Source organism: Aquirhabdus sp., assembly GCF_046462495.1.
Lineage (GTDB): Bacteria > Pseudomonadota > Gammaproteobacteria > Pseudomonadales > Moraxellaceae > Aquirhabdus.
Window position 1 is genome coordinate 613,081 of sequence record NZ_JBKGVE010000004.1, and the last position, 17,052, is coordinate 630,132.

Consider the following 17,052-nt stretch of genomic DNA (forward strand, 5'->3'; position numbering starts at 1 on the left):
ATAAGCCAAGAAGGACAGCAACGCTGTCCTTCTTTTATCACAGGTCTTTAATTACTCGCTTTTATAGCATGGCAAACATGCATTTCCGCGATTACAGACCTGCTGTTTTTAAGCGGTTGGCTTGCAGGCGGAACAGGGTCACTGGGCTGGTGGTGAACGGACTGATCAGACCGGCAACTTGGTTCACTTCATCAAAGTGATTTTGATAGTAGTCATCGCGAATCACTTGACCCAAGTGGCTGGAGCAGCGGGGTACTAGGCCGTCGCTTGCGCCGGGGATCAAGAGACTGGTCGCGCCGACCAGATAGTCCGCAGGATTGAGGACATTGGTCCACACCGCTGTACCGCCCCATGAGTAATAGCGTATGCCATTAGCAACCGCTGCGCCTTGGTCGCATTGATTGGTCGGTACGCCTTGTGGAAATTTGGCGTTAAACGCTGCTGAGCCTTTAGAGGTCAGCGAGCTTAGACCCGCCAGAGAATCTTGCGAGTAGTATTGACCCGAGGAGACGCCCACAATGGTAAAGAATGCATTAATCCCCGCAGAGATCACCGGTGCAAGGATCGGACCGACAGGACTGTTGACCAAGCTTTGAACGGTATCGGCGACTGGTGAGCCGAAGGTCACGCCAGCGACAGCGGTCACGGAAGCGACTTTGGTCGGCAGTAAGCCCGCCACATAGCGCACGGATGGACCGCCATGGCTATGACCGATCAGGTTGACTTTGGCTGCGCCGGTGATCGCCAGAATCTGCTGCACTTGATTGAGTAGTTGTTCGCCGCGCACTTCTGAGGAGTTGAAAGACGCTTCTTGCGAGACGAAGACACTGGCGCCGTTTGCGGTTAGATTTTCAGGAATGCCATACCAGTAGTTGTAGATCCCCGCGATGGAGGAGAATCCGCCCATGCCGTTGGCAAAGACAATCGGGTATTTGGTTTGCGCGTAAGTGGAGGTCACGGTTTGACTACCGCCTGTACGACAGCCTGCGGTGCTACAGAGTTGAAAGGTTGCGGTGGTTGCTGAGGCTAAACTGGTGACGGCCAGACCGCCAGTGATCAGCAGTGCAGAGAGGGTGAGTTTCATAGTATATCCTTATGATGCTTCGTGTTATTAGGGGCTTTACTGCCCGTGTCATTGTGACTATTTGACGTGAAGTCAATCAGATGGTGATGTGAGTCACATATTTTTCCATCTGGTGTTTATTTATTAAGCGCGGTCATTATATTTGCCAGACAGGGTGACTCTGTGAGATGCTTAGCGGTCAAAATTACTATCATTTTCGGCCAAATCGGATGGCACTAGATAATATCGATAAAGACCAGGATTGGTTATATCAACCGGTGGTGCATGTGTCCTATGCACAGACCGTCCTACGCATTGCCGAGGAGCGGGGGTTACCACGTTCATTGATTCGCGATGTCGGGCTCAGCGAAACCGACCTGAATGACCCGATAGGCTTGATCGCGCCGATGACCTATGCATGGCTTGCTGCGCTGATCGTTGAGCGAGTGGGCAATCATGGTTTGGGCTTTGAGGTTGGCCTGCGCTTGCCCCCTACTGCACATGGCAGTCTGGGCTATGCACTGGTGTGCAGCGGCACCTTGCGCGAGGTAGTGGACTTACTCAAGCGCTTTTGGCATATCCGCGAACGCACGCTGCAGTTTCATTTTTTTGAGCAGGATGGCTGGGGGGTGATGCATTTCTATGCGCTGACTCCGTATCCCGAGACCTTGCGCATCGTTCATTTTGACTGCTTGATGGCGATCTTTTACCGCGCGATTACCTTGCTACTGGGCAGTACGGATATCCACGGTGAGCTTTGGCTGGATTATCCTGAGCAGGATTACTACCCACAATATCGCGACCAGTTTCCGCCGATCCGTTACGACATGCCTGCGTCCCAACTGCGCTTTCCTGCCGAACTGCTCGATCGTCCTTTGCCGATGTCCAATCCTGCTGCGTTAAAGCAGGCGATCATCCAGTGTGAGCGAGAAAGTGCGCTGATGGGTGGTCAGCGCGAGGATTTTATGAGCAGTGTCTATGAACTGATAATCCTCAGCGAGGGCAGTTATCCGACGCAAGAGAATCTTGCGGCAAAATTACATACCTCAGTACGCACCCTACGCCGCCGTCTGCAAATGCATGGCACGAGTTATCGTGAGCTACTGGAGAGTGCACGGCAGCGCGATGCGTTGAATCTTTTGGAGAGTACCTCTCTCAGCATCCAGACCATTGCTGGGCTATTGGGCTATCTTAATCCTGCCAATTTCACGCGGGCGTTTAGCGGCTGGATGGGGCTGTCGCCGCGTGAGTATCGTGCTAATCGTGAGCGCGCATAAAGGGCTGTATTCTTAGGCTGACCTACAAGTCTAAACGCGGGTAACGATGTGTATCCCGCGCTGGATTGCGCTGGGGGTCGTCGTTTAGAATCGAATGCAGAGTGGGGCAAGCACTGTTTTGATCCGCTAAAGACTGAGGCTGACGGGAGGCTGATCGCCATGAATAACACCTTAGCAATTGCGCCAGACAGTACGGCGGTTCGCGTGGCCCTGTGGCGCGCACTGCATGTGGAGGTTGATGCAGCGCCCCATGTGATTGACGATGAGATCGGCATCAAGCTGGTGGCACCGGAGGATGGCTGGCGCGAGCGTCCAGATATGCATCCCGAATTTACCAAAGTTTTTCGTGCATCAGTTGTGGCGCGCGCTCGATTTATTGAGGATTCGGTTGAGGCACTGGCACAGCAGGGCATTCATCAGTATGTGATTCTGGGTGCGGGGCTGGATACCTTTGCTCAGCGCCGTCCGAGTCTTGCCTCCAATTTGCAAGTCTATGAGGTGGATCAACCCGGGCATCAGGCGTGGAAGCAAAAACGGCTGGTCGAGGCGGGGTATGGCATCCCCGATTGGCAGCATTTTGTGCCAGTGGATTTTGAAGCCGGCGACTCGTGGATGGAGCAATTGGTGGCTGCGGGCTTTGATGTGAAACAACCTGCGGTGATTGCTTCGACTGGGGTGAGCATGTATCTGACGCGTGAGGCGATTGTGGCGATGTTCCATCAGATTGCCACGCTAGCACCCAAGACCTGCTTTATCATGACTTTTTTGCTACCGATCGAGATGGCTGATCCTGAGGTGCAGTTTGGTTTAAGACGTGCTGAAAGTGGCGCCAAGGCCAGCGGTACGCCTTTTATCAGTTACTTTACGCCGGAGCAGATGATTGCGCTGGTGAATGAGGTTGGCTTTAGCCATGTGGAGCATGTGTCCGCAAACCAATTGGCTGAGAAGTATTTTACCAATCGCGCCGATGGACTGCGTCCGCCGACGAACTCGGAAGAGATTATTGTGGTGACGGTGTGAGGGGCACGTTTTAAAAGCGGGATGAGTTAAAAACTCATCCCGCTTTCCTATTTTAGATACTCACGGCTTCAGCAAAATCTTCCCAGTCCGATTGGCTCGATAATTGGCATTGACCGCGTCTTTAATCTGCTCGAATTTAAAAATCTCTTCGGTTTGCAAACTGAGCTGACCTTTGGCGACCCATTGGATAATGGTGGTGATCACGCGTTTTTGTTCAGGGGTGCCGAGGGCTGCGAAAATCTTACCGCCCCAAAATCCTTTGACCACGATGTTTTTAAAGATGATCAAGCTGCTATGCAGTTGCATCGGTTGACCGGACATGGAGCCGAAGGTAATCAGTTGGCTATTTTCTGCCAGCAGTGACAACACATCTTGGCTGGCTGTGCCGCCGACTGAGTCGATGCCCACCTGTATGGGATGATCGCCAACTGCGGCTTTGACGGATTTTTTCCAGTCGGGTGCATCGGTGGTGATGACGTGCTTGGCACCCAGTTGTTTGAGGGCGTCTGCGCTTGATGCACTACGCACCAGATTGATGACGTTAAAACCTTGGATGTGAGAAATCTGTTCAACCAGTCGTCCCACCGCACCGTTGGCACCATTTTGAATAATCCATTGTCCAGACTGCACGTTGGCAAATTCGAGCAATAGCAAGGCGCTCATCGGCATCGCCAGTAATTGCGCGGCGGTAGCATCATCAATGGCATCGGGGATCGGTACGACGATTGCGGCAGGGGCGATAAAGTATTCTGCCCATGTGCCGGGAGTCGAGGCGACGACGCGCTGTCCGACTTGCAGGTGTTTGATGTCTTGACCGACGGCATCGATGATGCCGACTGCTTCAGTGCCCGCTTGAGCGGGGAGGGTGGGCTTAAAGCCGTAGTTGCCAGAGATGGTGACCAAATCGTGATTATGGATGGTAGCGAGCAGGGTTTTAATCCGTACTTCATTGCCTTTGGGTTCGGGCAGAGCGATGTCTGAGACTTCGAGGACTTCACTGGGTTTGCCAAATGTGGCGTAGGTGATTGCACGCATATCCATAATCCTTTGTGATACGGGTTTAACTTGACGATGATCTATCTTACAAGGATAGATGCGGGGCCCGTGTTTTAAATGGGTGTCTATATTGAGGGGTGTTGTACGCGCTGTAAAATGATCATTGTGCATGGTCGGTTATGCAGCGGGTTCAGGGTTTTGAGTGGGATGGTAAACTTAGATCGGCTTAGTTTTGAGATGTTCTGCTGGGATGTGAACTGCTATGATCGAGCGCTTGGGATGGGTTTATGTCAACGAACGAGTGCGATGTATGGGGAAGCGGTTTAGCGGTGTGCTACTGGTGGCATGGATGGGGATGCAAAGCGCCACCGCCTGCGAAACCCTGCTGCCGCAATTTACATATCGCTATGATGACACCGCGCAAACAACCTATGCCAGCAATGGCTACAACCAGCAAGCGATTCAACTCAATTCAGGCTATAAAGAAGTGGTGCAGCAGACCAGTGCGGATCGCGTGTTACGCTTTGGCTCGGATGGTGTACATGCCTATTTCTTTGAAAAGCCCATCATCGGGGCGAGTGATTATGCGTCCTTGTCGCCGATCTTAAATGGCAGCATGGCGGAGAGTCATCGCTATGGCTGGCGCTATTATCAGGATCGTACTGCGTACTATGCAGCGGAGGATACGGGTAGCCAAGTGGTGTTGCATCGGCTGGCACCGCGTAAGTCGGAAGTGCAGCGCTTGGCGCAGGGCATTTTGATTGTGGGTGATCAGGCGTTTTCCGAGCAGCAGAAATTGCCGTTTAAAGGGAGCCACATTGCCACCCAGCATGTGCAGGAAGATTTCTATCTGATCTCGGATGGTAAGGCAACCTATGCACCGACTACTTTGGCGCATAACGAGGTGGATGAATGGCAGACGTGGTACGGGCAACTCGGCTGGGTGAAGATAGCCAATCTGCCGGAGTTGACGATTTTGGGCAGCATCGAGAATATCCACTTTGAGTGTGGGGAAACGCACTATTTGTATGATGTGATTTATGACATACAGGGCAAGATTGCGGTTAACCAAAACTTGACCAGCATTGCCAGTCCCGTTCAAATCAGTCCGCCTGCAAAGCCCACGAATGCAGCTGTGAGTGGCTCTAGCCTTGATCCTTTTAACCTCAAGACCTCGCGCGCTAAGACTTCTCGTTTAGAGGCTGCTGTTCCAAGTCCATCGCGTTCGAGTCGATTTACCGATCCCTTTACCAGCCCGCCAACGCCTTCATCACCCAGTCCATCAGTAAGTACCCCAACCAGTCCAGCGCCCATCGCGGCATCAACGAACCCAACCAACAATGCGGCGACAGGTCGTGATGAGCTGTTGTTTAACTTTACGCCGTACTTGTTCCGCTACCGCCTGATTCCCACCATCATGGCGGAGCAGGCGGGCATCGCGCTGAAATCAGAGGTGCAAAGTGCGCTGTATTCAGACCGCTATCAGTTGTTTCTGGGTGGGCATGAGTATGAGTTGAAGGGGTATTGAGGGGGGCGCTACAGACTTAGCCCATCACTCGATAATCCACTTCAAAATATTCCTCAACCACCAGTTCTTCCGCAACGTTATACAGCGCTACGCGCACTGCTTCGACGCGGCATGGACCGCCGAGTGAGAACTCGCGCTTGATGGTTCCGCGCCCTTTTAACAAGCCGCTGGATGGCTCGTAGCGTCCGGGCACGACCAGATCGGTCTCGGGGGTGACGTAGGCATGTAAGCCCTTTTGCGATGCAATGTCATAGTCGAGGGTCACGGTGATGGTGCCATTGACCGGAACTTCTCGTGTATAGCTGGGTGCAAAGGCAATGCCGGTAATGCGCGAGGCGCGTCCGTCGCCTTGTAGGTGGGCAAGTTTGGGGTTGGGGATCACGGTGTAGTTGACCGGAATTTCGCACTCATACAACGGTTGGTTATCGTCAGTTTCGACCACGACGATCAGATTTTTGAGCGTGCCGGGTGTGGTTGGGCTGATCCAGCGGGTGACTTTGCCTTTGCCGGATTTAAAGCCAAAAGGGATCGACATGGCGCGGTCGGTGGAGGCGTAATTGCAGGGCACGTCTTCATCACAGCCTTGTACCCACAAGGCAAAGGTTTGTGAGCGTGGTGCGCTGCATTCGTAGCGCAGGGTGATGCTGATCTTTTCGGCGACGTGGATGGTGCTGCCATTGGGCGGAGACATGGATTCGATGCGGACAAAGGTTTTGATGTCGCGGATGTCCTGCTCTTTATTTCGAGATTCGTACCACTTATAAAACACGTAATAGCCGGCAGCAGCAACCGCCATAGAGACAATGAGCGACATCGAGATTCCTTTCTTGATTGTGTATAGTCCTTGGCAAATTGTAGCAAAAATAAATCGGGAATAACTGATTTTGAAAGATTAATTTTTCATGAATAGGTGCTGGGGTTGGGATGACTGTAGGCGGGGATGGACGGATTCTGTTTGTCTGTACAAGCCTTGGTACAGCGCTTGATCAGTTGGACTGAATAGCAAAAAATGGTATGTTTTTTGCTGATCAATGTGCAGTAGTTCGGATTTATTTCATACACCTTTTGGGACGACCCAAAGCGATACGGTGAAACTTGCTTGGACGACCAAGCTCATTTTGAGTTCATTCAAATGAGTATTGATATTTCAACCGCGTCAACGACGCCGCTCCCTTTCGACCACATTCCTCTTATCGACATTCAAGCCCTCTATGGTGATGATCCGATTGCCCGCCAGCAGGTTGCGGATCAACTCGGTCATGCGGCGCATCATGTCGGGTTCTTCTATATCACGGGACATCAACTCAGTAAGGCGCTGCAAGCGGCACTGCTTGCCCAGACCAAAGCATTTTTTGCTTTAAGCCTTGAGGAGAAGATGCAGTATTACGCGGGTAAGTTTGGTATCAAGCATCGCGGCTATGTGCCGGAAGGCGAGGAGGTGATTGATCCGACGCGTAAACCTGATCGAAAGGAAGCCTTTGATTTAAGCTGGGACCTGCCGGAAGACGATCTCGATGTGCTGGCGGGTAAGCCGATGCACGGCTCGAATGTGTGGGCGGATTTACCTGATTTTAAAAAGGACGTTGGTGCGTATTATGCCGAGGTGATTGCGCTGGGGCGGGTGCTGTTGCGTGGTTTTGAGTTGGCGCTGGGGCTTGCGGTGGATACCTTAAATCGTTTGGTGACCAAACCGACTTCGCAATTGCGCTTGCTGCATTATCCCTATGATGAGACGGTGGTGGATGTGCAAGGCATTGGCGCACATACCGATATGGAGCTGTTTACCATTTTGCTGCCGACTGCACCGGGTCTTGAGGTGATGAACTCAGCAGGGCAGTGGATTGATGCGCCGCCGATTGAAGGTGCATTTGTGGTCAATATTGGCGATATGACGGAAGCCTTGAGTGGCGGGCGCTTTGTGGCGACGTCGCATCGGGTGCGTAAGGTGGCTGAGGAGCGCTATTCCTTCCCGCTGTTTTTTGCCTGTGATTATGATGTGCAAATCGAGCCACTGCCGCAGTTCCGCACGCCGGAAACCGTCGCCAAGTATCCGCCTTTGATCGCAGGGGAGCATTTATTCAGTGTGTCGAGTGATGGCTTTGCCTATATCAAGAAGATGAAAGAAGCGGGCACGCTGACCTTTCACAGTTCCACTCGCAAATTTGGCCAGCATCGGCAAACGATGTAGAGCGGGGTGATTTTTATGGCGACCAACGCATCTAACCCGCAAGCTCCTGCACCATTTTTAGACATTGAGCATCATGCGCTTACGACACTGCACGTCCCCGGCTTTGTCGATTTTATGGCGGCAGATAGCACTGCAATCTGGGCGACCAATCAGGATCGGGTAGAGAAATATGTGCTGGGAATAGAAGAGCCGATTGCCAGCGTACCCGTGCCTGCGCCTGTGGGCGTCATGGTCACAGCATTTGGGTCGCTATGGGTGGCGAGTCTGATCGATCAGGCGATCTATCGTGTGAGTCTTGCGGAGATACGCGTCGAGGCGATTATTACCACGGGTCTGGCGGACGCTTCGCAGGTTGAGGTGGCAGGGCGAGTGATCAATGGCACGGGGGAGCTAAGTGTTGCGGCAGGTGCGGGTTCAATCTGGGTGGTGAGCGATGTGTCAGGCGTGCTGTCGCGCATTGATCCCCAGAGCAATACGGTGATTGCCCAGATTGCGATCGCGCCTTTTTCCTATAATGTTGCTTTTGGCAATGATGCGCTGTGGGTGTCTAATCCCAAGCAAGGTAGCGTGCAGCGGGTAGATCCGAACACTAATCAGGTGGTGGCAACCATTCTGGTTGGGGCTATTCCGTGGTTTATCGCGGTGGGTGAAGGGGCGGTGTGGAGCCTGAATCAGGGCGATGGTACGGTGAGTCGGATTGATCCCCTTAGTCATGCTGTGGTCAGTATTCCGCTGCCTGTTGCGGCGGCAGGAGATGGGGGTGATTTAACCACGGGTGGTGGTCAGGTGTGGGTGAGAACCACGGGCGTGCTGCTGATGGCGATTGATCCGCACAGCCTTGCGATCACCAAGACTTATGGTCCATCTGCAGGGGTTGGCAGTGGCGGAGTGATGGTGGCGGGTAATCAAGTCTGGGTGACTGCGCATGATATTGATCGGGTGTGGGTGATAGGGGTGTAACGGGTTTGAGTGTCGTGATGAAACGTTAATCCATGATTGTACAAAAATCGCCTGATGCAAATTGGGCGATTTTTTTGTTCTTATTGGGCGGGATGACGCCATTGGTTAGCGCATATTATAGGGTCATTAAAATCCGAACAAAACCTGTATAAATGTTGGAATGAATGGCGGAGATGCCGAGTTTGGGGTGTCCACTCTTTTAAGGAGGTTGTGCTCTGTCAATCTGATCATGCGTACATTCTGCATAAAGTCATTTTGATTGACAATGTGATTTGGTTGGCAATATTATTTTAATAGTTTATATTTTCAGACAAAATACTATTTAAAAGAGACATACATGATTTGTTTCATTTTTATGAGATATAGAAATTCATATAAATTTAAAAAAGAGTATTCATAAATGATTATGGTTAACAAATTGTAAATCTGAATTTTGATACAGATAATAATTTTTATATCTTTATAAATTAATTATTTATGTTTTAATAAAATATTAATATGTGGTCTATACCAAGTTTAAAAGTGTGATGTATATCTTAAATATTTGTGAGCTTTTCAGAATATTGAATGTGAAGGGTGTGTACATTTTGTCTGAATGGTATATATACTCGATCTGCCTCTATATCTGTTTAATTATTGATCGGCATGATGGCGTAGAGGAAAAATAAACCATAATCTGGAGAATTTTATGCATCAGTTTAAGTCCCGCAAGCACACCAACATTCGGCGATTAACGCTCCTCTCAACAGCATTATCCATGGCTGTTGTGTCATCATTTTCTGCCCATGCGGCTGAAAATTGGGTTTCTACAAAAACCAAAGCTTTTCCGATCAAGCCTCAAGCAACGACGGCGGCGGATAGTGCTGCCACGTCAGGCGCGAAGGCACCCACAACCCATACATCTACACCGAAAGCGGCGGTCACTGCACTCGCAACCAGTCAGCCTGTCAATGTGACTGTGGGTCTCAAGATCCGAAATCAGGCACAGTTGGATCAGCAGGTGAGTTATCTGCAATCCGGTGGCTCACGTCAGTTCCTGACACCCGCCCAGTTTACGGCGCTGTATAGCCCGACGCAGGCGCAGGTCGATACAGTGGTTAAGTATCTCCAGAAATCCGGCTATACCAACATTAAGGTGGCTCCCAATCGTCTGTTTGTCACGGCGACAGGCACCGCAGCCTCCGCTAAAAAAGCCTTTAATACCACGCTGAAACAGTTCCAAGCCGATAACCGCAATGTGTTTGCCAATGAAACGGATGCTCAGGTCCCACAATCATTAAGCAGCGTTGTCGATACGGTGCTGGGCTTGCAGACAGCCTCTATAGCCAAGACCTATCATAAAGTGTTCACCCCTGTGGATAAGGCAGCGACCAGCAAGTTATCGACTGCGGGTGTGGCGCGTCCATTGGCTGCGGCTACGCCTGCTCTGACCGGTCATAATCCTTTAGAGTTTTCAACCTTGTATGGTGCGGGCGCTACACCGACTGCTTCCAACACGGCAGCGGGGATTGTGACTTGGGGCGGTGTGAGTCAAACCATTACCGATTTGAATACTTATACGACCAACAATAACTTGGCGGCGGTTTCCACCAAGGCGATTAATGTCGGTACGGGATCATTCACAACGACGTCCAATGATGCGATTGAATGGAATCTGGACAGTCAGTCGATTCTGGGCGCAGCGGGCGGTGCCATTAAACAGATCGTTTTTTATAATGCGCCAACGGCTTCATCGGCCGATCTGGTGGGAGCGTTTAACCAAGCGGTGACGGATAATACGGTCAAGGTTATTAATGCGTCCTTTGGCGCGCCTGAAACGGGTGATCCTTCCTTTACCACGTCCCTTGATCCGATCTTTAAGCAAGCGATTCTTCAAGGGCAAACGGTCTCGGTATCGAGTGGTGATTCGGGGGTCTATGAGGCTAGCACCAGTTGGCTGTCGGGTGCACCCGGGGTTCCCAATGGTACAAACTATAGTGTGTCCTCACCAGCCAACTCTGCTTATGTCGTTTCTGTAGGCGGGACTTCACTCTATACGTTAAATGGTGCTTACAGCAGCGAGAGCGTGTGGAATGAAGGATTGCGTGCAGTTGGACTCTTTAATCTTTTCGGGTTTATTCCCTTTTATGACGCGACCCAGCGTTTATGGGCAACGGGTGGTGGCTATAGTACGTTGGTGGATGCGCCGTCGTGGCAAACCGCTGCCATCACGGGTACGACCAAACGTGCTATTCCCGATGTGGCTTTTGATGCGGCTTCAGCCAGCGGCGCCAATATCTATTGGCAGGGTTCATTGGAAACTGTAGGGGGCACGAGTCTTGCTGCGCCGATCTTCGCCGGTATCTGGGCACGTCTGCAATCCGCAAACAACAATACTCTGGGCTTCCCTGCGGCCAGTTTCTACAAGTATTTCCCGACCAATACTGATCTGCTGCATGACGTGACCTCAGGCAACAACGGCAGTGGCACGTACACGGGCTATCCTGCCAAAGTGGGTTGGGATGGATCAACCGGCTTTGGCAGCTTTGATATTGCCAAGGTCAATGCCTTCATCAAGACGCATCCTGACTTTTCTAAGTAAGTCATCGTGTTTAGTGATCAGTGAGTCATCGACAGAAGTCGATTGCATCACCTTGATCCATCTCTTTAAAAGCACTGCACTCCCCAGCAGTGCTTTTTCTTTTTGGAAAAATTATTTATACCAATAGGTCAAAATGGTCTGAGTTTTGCTTAGTTCTTTCTGGGACAAACCAGTTTACAGAGAACTGGTCTGAAAAATATCAGATAGCTTACGTGAAGGTCAGGATTATGCAGAGTTTGAAGAAACTGTCGCCATTGATGATAGCGATATTGCTCGTAGGGTGTGGGGAGGGGGGTGATAGTGCATCAGCGCCTTCGTTGGTTGCAAATCATGCAGCCAGGACTGCTGGAGCGCCAGTCGTGCAAGTGGCTGCTGTGGTGCCTGCTGGACTGTATATCAGTGAGGTTGCTGGGAACTTTCGTAAAGATAAAGATTATGATGCGGGTACGACCAAAAATAGTGTGGCGTGGGTCGAGTTGTATAACAAACAAAATGTCTCGGTGAATCTTAAAGATTATGTGCTGCGTACGGCTGGACTGAAAGCCAGTGATCCGACCTCAATCAGTGCATCAGTCAATTTTGCGCTGCCCAATGTGGTGATTCCGGCCAATGGTTATGTGGTCATCGCCGGCAAGAAGTCGAATTTTCTGCTGAATTCGACCGTCAATGCCGCGAGCCAAGTGATTTACATTAAAGATTCAACCAATACCTATTTGCCCTATTGGGATAACGCTTCGGGCTTTATTGAGCTGCAAGCGGCTAAAACAACGACGACTGCGGCAAAGACGGTTGATTTTGTACGTTTTGGTAGCAATGCGACTGCGCCTTTAACGGCAGGGGCATGGGTCGGGGCGAATATTCCTGCGTTTACGGTTCCTGCCGCAGGCTATGTCGGTAGTCAGTCTTTGGATCCGCTGGATACGCATGAGCAATCGATTGTGCGCTTAACCAGTGCATTTACGGCATCGAAAACCAGTGGCGATTGGACGTTGGTGAACTTTCCGACATCAGGTGGACCCAACGATGTTGCCGCGAATGCGGTTTCCACGGATAACGACGGGATTCCTGACAGTGCGAAAGTGGTGGGTGGGACCTTTGCCGGTCTTGATTTGTACACGATGGGCGCACGTCCGGGCCAGCAGGATATGTTCATTCAGCTCGACTACATGGGCAATGATACCAGCGTGACAACGCAGGATTCAGCACGTCAACTGCAAGAAAGTGCAGTCACTAAAATGGTGAATGCTTTTAGTCCGCACAGCATTGCTATTCATTTTGATGTGGGCACTCGCTTTGCGGCGAATATTGATGCCAGTCACTATAATCTGGATGGCTTAAGCCATCAGCGCACGTTTGATAAGTGTTCACAAATGACGAATTCGACGAATTATCAGAGAACATCTGTTGATGCAGGCTGTAAGTCGATTTATCAGTATTACAGCCAGTATGTTGATCCTCGCCGTCGGGCATTGTTCCGCTATGGTATGGTTGCATCTTCACAGGAATCGAGTGGTAAGGCTGGTTCTTCTGGGGTTTCAGAACTTCCGGGCAATAAGGTGCTGATGACGCTGGGTGGTTTTCTCGCAACGAATTTGAGTGCCGCGGGTCAGATCATGCGCGTCAACTACCAAGCCGCAACGCTGATGCACGAGTTTGGTCATAGCCTGAGTTTAAGACATGGTGGTGATGAGTTGGCAGTCAATTACAAACCTAACTATCTCAGTATCATGAACTATCTCTATCAACTGAATGGTGTTCCCACAGACGGTATTGGGACCGATGCCATTGAGCATTACTATTATTATCAGAATAACTGGAATAATGCGACGGTGCCTAATACTCATCAAGCCAACTCATTTTATGCTCCGCCTAACTACTATCCCGATACGTCCGTCCCGAATGGTCCGGCCTCGAATAGTTTTAAAGTGGATTATTCAAATGGGAGCAGTGCAAATCTGGATGAAAATGCACTGGATGAGTCTGCGTATGTCGGCAGAGGGGCGGGTGTTGGTACAACGGCATTTGGCGACTGGAATCTGGATGGTGTCAAACAAGTAGGAGCTTATCAGTATTCCCTTACTGGTCAGACCGATAATGTCGGTAATCCCATCTACGGCGTTTTACATGACTTTAATGATTGGGGGCATCTGGTGTTAGTCACGGGCAAGGATTACAGCGCATCGGCTGATCTCAGCTTAGGAATTAGCCTTAAAAGTGCAGTGGGTAAGCCCAGAACTAAAACGGTCATTAAGTCCAGTCATGTCCAGCGAGAGGAGGTGTTGCCACCACACGTCTTGGCGAATATGAAAGAGGCCAGTGCACTATAAGAACAAGAACGGCTCTCCTCATCTGTGGGATTGAGGACGGGGGGGAGCGATCTTTTGTGGGCTGCAATCAAACACGGTCCTCTGACTGGTGTTTTTGTGTCGCTGGTCTCATTGTATTCTGTTTAGAAAAAAATATTTCATACCAAAAGGTAAAAATGGTCTGAGTTTTGCTTTAATGAGGCTGGGATAAACCAGTTTTAGAATGAACTGGTCTTCAAAATATCAGATCGTTTAAGTTAGGGTTCGTTTATGCATACATTTGGAAAAATATCGCCACTGATGATTGCGATACTGCTGGTGGGGTGTGGGGAGGGTGGTGATAGCGCATCAGCCCCTGCGTCGGTTGCAAGCAGCGCGGCCAAGCAAATCACTGGCGGTACTGCCGTGGTGAACGCGGCGCCAGCGGTGGTGCCTGCTGGACTGTATATCAGTGAGGTGGCAGGGAACTTCCGTAAAGATAAGAATTTTGATGCAGGCACCTCGAGCAATAGTGTGGCGTGGGTCGAGCTGTATAACAACCAGAATGTCGCGGTGCGCTTGCAGGATTATGTGCTACGTACTGGTGGTCTGAAATTAAACGACCCAGCTTCAATCAGTCAGTCGGTCAGTTTTGACCTGCCCAAAGTGTCGATTCCTGCGCATGGCTACGTGGTGCTGGCGGGTCGTAAATCGCCCGAGCTGAAAAATACGTATGTCAATGAAACCAGTAAAGTGGTTTATATCAAGGATGCAACCAATACCTATCTGCCGTATTGGGATAACACGGCTGGTTTTATTGAACTGCAATCGGTGAAGACGATAACGGTTGCCGCAAAAACACTGGATTTTGTGCGTTTTGGTTCAAGCACTATCGCGCCACTGACGGCAGGGGCATGGACTGGAGCTAATGTGGCGGCCTTTGCTGCGCCTGCCGCTAATTATGTCGGTAGTCAATCGGTCGATCCGCTCGATACCCATGATCAGTCGATTGTGCGCTTGAGCAAATCGTTTGCCGTATCCAAGACCAAAGCAGATTGGACCTTGGTGAATTTCCCAACGTCTGGTGGTCCCAATGATGTGGCGGCAGGTACAGTGGATAGTGATCATGACGGTATTCCCGACACCGCCAAAGTTGCGGGTGGTACCTATGGCGGGCTAGATCTTTATACCATGGGCGCGCGTCCCGGTCGCAAGGATATGTTTATTCAGGTCGACTATCTGGCGGCTGATCCTGTTGCTGGAGCCGAGTCCTTTATCGTGCCTGCCGAGGCGGCGTTGACCAAAATGGTCGATGCGTTTACACCGCATCAAATCGCGGTGCACTTTGATGTCGGTACCTTGTACTCGGCGAATATAGATAGCACGCACTACAATCTGGAAGGCAAAAGCCATGAGCGCACTTTTTCCAAGTGTACGCAGGTGACGGTGCCTGATGCTGGTTGCACGACGTTATTCAGTTACTACACGCAGAACGTTGATCCACGTCGCCGTGCCTTGTTCCGTTATGCGCTGTTTGCCGCGTCTTTTGATGATGCCGGTCATTCGGGAGTTTCTGAGTTACCGGGCAATAAAGTGTTGGTGACGTTGCATGGCGTGCTCACTGATCCGCTGAATGCAGTCGGTGAACAGCTGCGCACGAACATTCAAGCGGGAACGTTGATGCATGAGATTGGGCACAGTCTGAGCCTCAGACATGGCGGCGATGAGCTGTATGTGAATTACAAACCCAACTACGCCAGTATCATGAATTATCTGTATCAAATGAATGGCGTCCCAACGTCTGGCACAAACAGTGATGTGATTGAGCGTTATTATTTTAATGCCAGTGGCAATGGTTTGGTGGTGCCCAATACGCGTGTTCCGAACGGCAGCTATGATGCCTACAAATACCCCATCTCGGCACTGCCCAATGGACCGACCACCAATACCTTTAAGATTGATTATTCCAATGGCTCTAGCCTCAATCTGGATGAAAATAGTTTAAGCGAGGCGTCCTATTTTGGGCGTGGTGCAGGTGTCGGTGCCGCCGTATTTGGTGATTGGAATCTTGATGGTGTACGTCAGGCCGCCAGCTATCAAAAATCACTCACAGATCAGTCGGATAATTTTGGTAACCCAGTCTTTGCGATATTGCGCGACTTTAATGATTGGGGACATCTGGCCTTGGTAACGGGCAAGAACTATAACTTGGCCGGTATTGCTGCAAGTTATGGGATTGGTGCGGATCAACCGACTTCGATCAAAACCAGCCATTTGCAAGTCGAGGAGCCGATTCCTACGCATGTTCTGAAACAGTTCAAACAGGTGGGTACACCTTAAGGAGGGAGGAGCATCATGCTTAAATTCGGCTTGCAGGTGAGTGGTCTGGTGTTGTTGCTCGGGCTCAGTATTCAGGTGCCTGCGGCAGCACTGCAAATCGAAGGTGTGATGCCTGATGTCGAACAGGTTCATCCTGAAGCGTTGGTTAAACGCTTTAAGGTAAACGTAAAAGGCAGCTTACAGTTCAAACTGGATAACCATGTGCTGACGGTCACCCCGTGGCCGCAGCAACTGCCCAAACGTTTAACCCCGCAATATGTCAGTGCGCAGATGATGCTGCATCCTGCGGGGCCGATACGGGTCATTCGTTTTCGTAATCCTAAAGACAGCACCCCGTGGCTGGTGCTCACCGTAAACGGGGGGCAGCGTAGTCAACTGCTGCCCGATCAGGTCGTGGGGAAAATTAACGAAGGTTTTGTCTATCTGCTCAAGGCAACGGTACCACTTCGTGCGGATCTCAATCAGGCAGTGATCCTGCAGGACGATCAGACGCATGAGTGCTGGCAGTTTGTGCTGCTCGGCACCTCGGTACCCAAGGGCGCTGCAAAATTCGAGTCCGAACCGCGTGCCGATTGGGCGATGCGGCGGCTAACGGCGTGCCCTTCTAAATAGCTTTCCAAAGCGCTTTCTTAGGCGCTTTTTTTTGGTGCCTTTGAACGGATGCGTCATACCGTTCGTCTATTGCATGCACAGTTTTGGGTCGTTTAATGTTGACCATTTAGTCCATATAAGTTACCGTTTGGTTAATAATGAACAAAAAATGACAGTAGTGTTGTTTTTTTGAAAAGGTTTATACCAAAGGAGCGGTCATCGC

At 50.7% G+C, this 17,052-nt stretch carries 12 protein-coding genes; 9 read left to right on the forward strand and 3 right to left on the reverse strand.

Annotated features, from left to right (window positions below):
• Positions 1-91 precede the first annotated feature (91 nt).
• The gene (locus ACLHG7_RS06235) at positions 92-1,084 is read right to left on the reverse strand and encodes a lipase family alpha/beta hydrolase (protein WP_410210171.1); all 993 of its coding nucleotides are present in this window, start codon (positions 1,082-1,084) and stop codon (positions 92-94) included.
• 209 nt (positions 1,085-1,293) lie between these two features.
• On the opposite strand from ACLHG7_RS06235, the gene ACLHG7_RS06240 reads away from it, so the two are divergent.
• A complete protein-coding gene (locus tag ACLHG7_RS06240; protein ID WP_410210172.1) occupies positions 1,294-2,340 on the forward strand; it encodes an AraC family transcriptional regulator in 1,047 nt (348 codons plus the stop codon).
• Positions 2,341-2,499: 159 nt separating this feature from the next.
• The gene (locus tag ACLHG7_RS06245; RefSeq protein ID WP_410210173.1) at positions 2,500-3,360 is read left to right on the forward strand and encodes a class I SAM-dependent methyltransferase; all 861 of its coding nucleotides are present in this window, start codon (positions 2,500-2,502) and stop codon (positions 3,358-3,360) included.
• A 60-nt stretch (positions 3,361-3,420) separates the two neighbouring features.
• On the opposite strand, the gene ACLHG7_RS06250 is transcribed toward ACLHG7_RS06245, so the two are convergent.
• Positions 3,421-4,395, reverse strand: a complete 975-nt coding sequence (locus ACLHG7_RS06250) for a zinc-binding dehydrogenase (protein WP_410210174.1) — start codon at positions 4,393-4,395, stop codon at positions 3,421-3,423.
• A 271-nt stretch (positions 4,396-4,666) separates the two neighbouring features.
• On the opposite strand from ACLHG7_RS06250, the gene ACLHG7_RS06255 reads away from it, so the two are divergent.
• Complete coding sequence (locus tag ACLHG7_RS06255) at positions 4,667-5,884, forward strand: hypothetical protein (protein ID WP_410210175.1); 1,218 nt, start codon at positions 4,667-4,669, stop codon at positions 5,882-5,884.
• A gap of 16 nt (positions 5,885-5,900) precedes the next feature.
• Here ACLHG7_RS06255 and ACLHG7_RS06260 read toward each other — a convergent pair whose 3' ends face one another.
• A complete protein-coding gene (locus ACLHG7_RS06260) occupies positions 5,901-6,698 on the reverse strand; it encodes a hypothetical protein (RefSeq protein WP_410210176.1) in 798 nt (265 codons plus the stop codon).
• 318 nt (positions 6,699-7,016) lie between these two features.
• On the opposite strand from ACLHG7_RS06260, the gene ACLHG7_RS06265 reads away from it, so the two are divergent.
• The 6 genes from ACLHG7_RS06265 to ACLHG7_RS06290 all read left to right on the forward strand — a co-directional run bounded on the left by ACLHG7_RS06265 (position 7,017) and on the right by ACLHG7_RS06290 (position 16,850).
• Complete coding sequence (locus tag ACLHG7_RS06265; protein ID WP_410210177.1) at positions 7,017-8,072, forward strand: isopenicillin N synthase family dioxygenase; 1,056 nt, start codon at positions 7,017-7,019, stop codon at positions 8,070-8,072.
• Positions 8,073-8,087: 15 nt separating this feature from the next.
• Positions 8,088-9,032 carry a hypothetical protein gene (locus ACLHG7_RS06270; RefSeq protein ID WP_410210178.1) on the forward strand — a complete coding sequence of 315 codons (945 nt, stop codon included), beginning with the start codon at positions 8,088-8,090 and terminating at the stop codon, positions 9,030-9,032.
• Between the two features lie 688 nt (positions 9,033-9,720).
• A complete protein-coding gene (locus ACLHG7_RS06275; protein WP_410210179.1) occupies positions 9,721-11,613 on the forward strand; it encodes a protease pro-enzyme activation domain-containing protein in 1,893 nt (630 codons plus the stop codon).
• Between the two features lie 227 nt (positions 11,614-11,840).
• A complete protein-coding gene (locus ACLHG7_RS06280) occupies positions 11,841-13,940 on the forward strand; it encodes a hypothetical protein (RefSeq protein WP_410210180.1) in 2,100 nt (699 codons plus the stop codon).
• Between the two features lie 249 nt (positions 13,941-14,189).
• A complete protein-coding gene (locus ACLHG7_RS06285; protein WP_410210181.1) occupies positions 14,190-16,238 on the forward strand; it encodes a hypothetical protein in 2,049 nt (682 codons plus the stop codon).
• 15 nt (positions 16,239-16,253) lie between these two features.
• Positions 16,254-16,850, forward strand: coding sequence for a hypothetical protein (locus ACLHG7_RS06290; protein ID WP_410210182.1), 597 nt, complete (start codon positions 16,254-16,256; stop codon positions 16,848-16,850).
• The last annotated feature ends 202 nt before the right edge of the window (positions 16,851-17,052 follow it).